Origin of the sequence: Microcoleus sp. AT8-A3, assembly GCF_036705675.1 — a bacterium.
GTDB lineage: Bacteria > Cyanobacteriota > Cyanobacteriia > Cyanobacteriales > Microcoleaceae > Microcoleus.
Genome location: NZ_JAUBVD010000128.1, coordinates 1 through 3,482, shown reverse-complemented (window position 1 = coordinate 3,482; position 3,482 = coordinate 1). Strand labels below are relative to the sequence as shown.

Annotated in this window: 4 protein-coding genes; 2 read left to right on the top strand and 2 right to left on the bottom strand. The window is 49.3% G+C overall.

Annotation, left to right across the window (positions count from 1 at the left end):
* Window positions 1–732, bottom strand: a 732-nt coding sequence (locus QUB51_RS30130; protein WP_333240948.1) for a transposase, incomplete at its 3' end; no start/stop codon positions are given.
* 264 nt (window positions 733–996) lie between these two features.
* Window positions 997–2,172: a bifunctional diaminohydroxyphosphoribosylaminopyrimidine deaminase/5-amino-6-(5-phosphoribosylamino)uracil reductase RibD gene (ribD, locus tag QUB51_RS30125; RefSeq protein WP_333054471.1), complete on the bottom strand. Its 1,176-nt coding sequence runs from the start codon at window positions 2,170–2,172 to the stop codon at window positions 997–999.
* 11 nt (window positions 2,173–2,183) lie between these two features.
* On the opposite strand from ribD, the gene QUB51_RS30120 reads away from it, so the two are divergent.
* Both QUB51_RS30120 and QUB51_RS30115 read left to right on the top strand, forming a co-directional pair.
* On the top strand, window positions 2,184–2,411 hold the full coding sequence (locus tag QUB51_RS30120; RefSeq protein WP_333054470.1) for a hypothetical protein: 228 nt from the start codon (window positions 2,184–2,186) through the stop codon (window positions 2,409–2,411).
* A gap of 81 nt (window positions 2,412–2,492) precedes the next feature.
* Window positions 2,493–3,353, top strand: a complete 861-nt coding sequence (locus QUB51_RS30115) for an FAD-binding domain-containing protein (protein ID WP_333054469.1) — start codon at window positions 2,493–2,495, stop codon at window positions 3,351–3,353.
* Window positions 3,354–3,482: the final 129 nt, after the last annotated feature.

Below are 3,482 nucleotides of genomic sequence, written 5' to 3'. Positions count from 1 at the left end.
ATCAGTCGGTTGAATTTCTGCAACCGTTACAGGAACCGTCTTATCTTCTAGCGTCAGGGAAATATACCACCCATCCGGTTCTCTAATAACGCTCCCCATCTTAACCTTGAAGCCCGTTGGTATTGGACGATGAAAAACCATAGGTACTTGACCTATCTTTGCGAGGCGAATGCAAATCCTATTTTGCTCATCCTTGACAATATCTAAGTTGTCTAATTGAGGATAAGTGAAGGATTTATAGTAGTGAAGCCCCTTAAACTTGGGTTGACCCCTACGATTGCCATTTTTATCGGGTGTGGTGAAATTTGAGAAGGAAGTTTCCACTCTGTTGACGACATCTTGCAAGACCTGTGAATCCAACACTTTATAATCAGGGAATAACTTTTTAGTGTTTTTGATGTCAGCCAGTTGTATCGTCTGCCACTGTACATATCCGCCTTCAATGTTCGAGAAAACGTCGCCTTTCTTAGTCAAAGGATTACCCGATTCATCCTTTTTTCTACCATCCCTAGTCTGCACTCTCGTCAAAGGAATGTTTTGATAAATCTCTTCAACAGGGACTATCGAAACAATCAAGGGACAGGCGTTGACGGGCGTTCTCGTGGCTGACCACCACCTAAATCTTTCGCCAAGTCGGTAGTTGTACTGCCGACGACATAGTTCTAGATGAGCCACAATTGTTGCCAATTGGGCTTTTGTGGGTTTGAGGCGGTATTTGTATGTTAGTTGCATGGGAAATTTCTTTTTTCGACCTACCTTAATGTACCATTTTTTCGATTTAATAGTTAGAGAAAGTACATCGAAGTTAAAGGTACTCGCAATGTCTAATTGTCGGTTTCCGTACCTACACCCGACGAGCCTTTCATCACGCGGGCGTAATTCATTCGGGGTACGGGGCGTAGCGCTCAGATGCGTCCCATCTGAATATACCGAGGGACTTCCCGGCTGGTAGTTAAAAGTTAAAAATCAAAAACTCAAAAGACTCGCTTTTAACTTTCAATCTTTAATTTTTAAATAGCCTTCAACCACACAATCTGTACCCACTGTGCGCCAAGAAACCCGCTCTAAAGTTAAAGCCTCAGTCATTGCCGAAAAGCCCAAATCTCCCACCGGAGTTGGAGCTCCTTGGCCACCGACAATTTTAGGAGCAATAAAAGCCATAATTTTTTGAACTGCACCCTCAGCAATTGCCCTCGCGGCCAAAGTGCCACCGCACTCCCAGAGTACAGAAAGAAAAGATCGATCGTACAAATAAGCCATAACATTAGTCGGTGTCAGAGGGGAGAGCTCCACAACTTCCACCCCTTTGGCGATCAAAAATTCCTGAAATTCCGGGTTAACCCCAGGCTCAGTCAGCACCAAAGTAGCCGCCACAGAGGTTTCCCACAACCAAGCCGACTTCGGCAAATCCAGAGTGCGGCTCATCACCACCCGCAGGGGATTATTCCTATCAGGCTGGTGACTCGTCAGTAGGGGATTGTCCAGACGCACCGTATTTCCCCCAACAATCACAGCATCGCAGCCGACGCGCACCCGGTGAACCTCGCTCCGAGCCTCCTCGCCTGTCACCCAAGCGCTGTGGCCGCTACTGGTAGCAATTTTACCGTCCAAAGTCATCGCATATTTCAAAATTCCCAAAGGCCGGCGGTGCAAAATCCGGTGCACAAAAGCCTCGTTGAGTTTTTGGCAAGCTTCCCCTTCCACTCCCGCCACCACTTCAATGCCAGCCTCTCGCAACCGGGCTAGCCCAGTGCCAGCTACCAAAGGATTCGGATCGACCATGCCAGCCACTACTTTTGCCACCTTGGCCTTAACTAAAGCTTCGGAACAGGGAGGAGTCCGGCCGTAGTGGTTGCAGGGTTCCAGGTTCACGTAGACAGTCGCTCCTTCGGCAAGTTCCCCCGCTTCCTGGAGCGCAAAAACTTCGGCGTGAGGTTGACCGGCACCGGGATGAAACCCTTCGCCGACAATCTTGCCGTCTCGGACAATTACAGAACCGACAAGGGGGTTGGGTGCGGTTTTGCCCAGAGCACGGCGAGCCAATTCTATGCAGCGGCGCATCATGGCTCGATCGAACTCTTGAACTTCGCTGTTTTCCAGTTGTTTTGTACCTTGCTGCTGTCCGTTAGCTAAGCTGGCGATCGCTTGAGCGTGCGCCGGAAAAGTTTCCATGAGATTTTGCTATGATATCTATCCCTGAGTGTACTGAGTTTGATGCTAATTTTGGCAGCGAACCCACAATCAATTGCGGCGGGGGCAAAATGTACGTTACCACTGAGATATTGCACCATTCTCAATTAGCCTTTATGAACAGGCTTTCCGGCCTGTTCCACAAGAAAATTTATCTTTTGTGGAACAGGCCGAAAAGCCTGTTGCTGACAAGGGTGCAAGATGTGAGTTACCAGGAGTGAAGGGCAATTTAGGGCATCTAGCCGCGGGCCCGATCGAATAGCTTTAACATTAAGAAAAAATAGCAGGTGCTTGAGAAAAGAATGAGTCAGGACATGAAGCGGGAATTTGCCAGCCGCGACGAATTAATTGCCTACGTGCGCCAACAGTTCCCCGAAGCCGCCCGGCGGGACAGCAGCGTACCCCCAACCCCAGGCGGGCGCAAAGCAGCCGAGACAGCCCTGCAACAAATTGACCCCGGCAAATACGCCTCAACCCGCAATTTCCTCAACGGTGCGGTAACGCGCTTGTCGCCCTATTTGCGCTACGGAGTTTTGAGTCTTGCCGAAGTCCGGGATGCCGTGCTGGAGAAGGTGCGGCATCCAGAAGAAGCTGTGAAACTTGTCAACGAGTTGGGTTGGCGGGATTATTGGCAGCGACTCTACGCCGAATTGGGCAACGGGATTTGGGAAGACCGGGAACCCTACAAAACTGGTTACACTGCCTCATCTTACAGCGAAACTCTGCCCCAGGATGTCGTCGAGGGCACGACTGGTTTGGTTTGCATCGACAGTTTCAGTCGCGAGTTGCGAGAAACTGGTTATTTGCACAATCACCAGCGGATGTGGACTGCCGCTTATCTCGTACACTGGCGCCGCGTGCGCTGGCAAGCCGGAGCTCGCTGGTTTTTGCAACACTTGCTAGATGGAGATCCGGCGAGCAATAATCTTTCTTGGCAGTGGGTAGCCAGCACTTTTAGTCACAAACCTTATTTTTTTAATCGGGAAAATTTGGAGCGTTACACTAAGGCGGTTTATTGTCGCGATTGTCCTCTGTATGGGCAATGCGATTTTGAGGGAACTTACGAATATTTGGAAGGGAAGTTGTTTCCTAATGGAGAAAAGGTCGATCGTAGCGGCGGTTCTAAAAGTTGGAACCGCCCTAAAAAAACTCGCAGAAATTAAAATGTCATTAGTAGACCTCTTGCAAAAATCCTTTTCCTCAATTGATGGGACGGGCTCTGGGGCCCATCCCACAAGAGTTATTTTTGCTTGTGGGATGGGCCCCAAAACCCGTCCTAATTATTTTTGCAA

Bases quoted from the DNA above. Each gene is read 5' to 3' on its own strand.
- ribD (WP_333054471.1), bottom strand. From the start codon at position 2,172: ATGGAAACTTTTCCGGCGCACGCTCAAGCGATCGCCAGCTTAGCTAAC.
- QUB51_RS30120 (WP_333054470.1), top strand. From the start codon at position 2,184: ATGATATCTATCCCTGAGTGTACTGAGTTTGATGCTAATTTTGGCAGC.
- QUB51_RS30115 (WP_333054469.1), top strand. From the start codon at position 2,493: ATGAGTCAGGACATGAAGCGGGAATTTGCCAGCCGCGACGAATTAATT.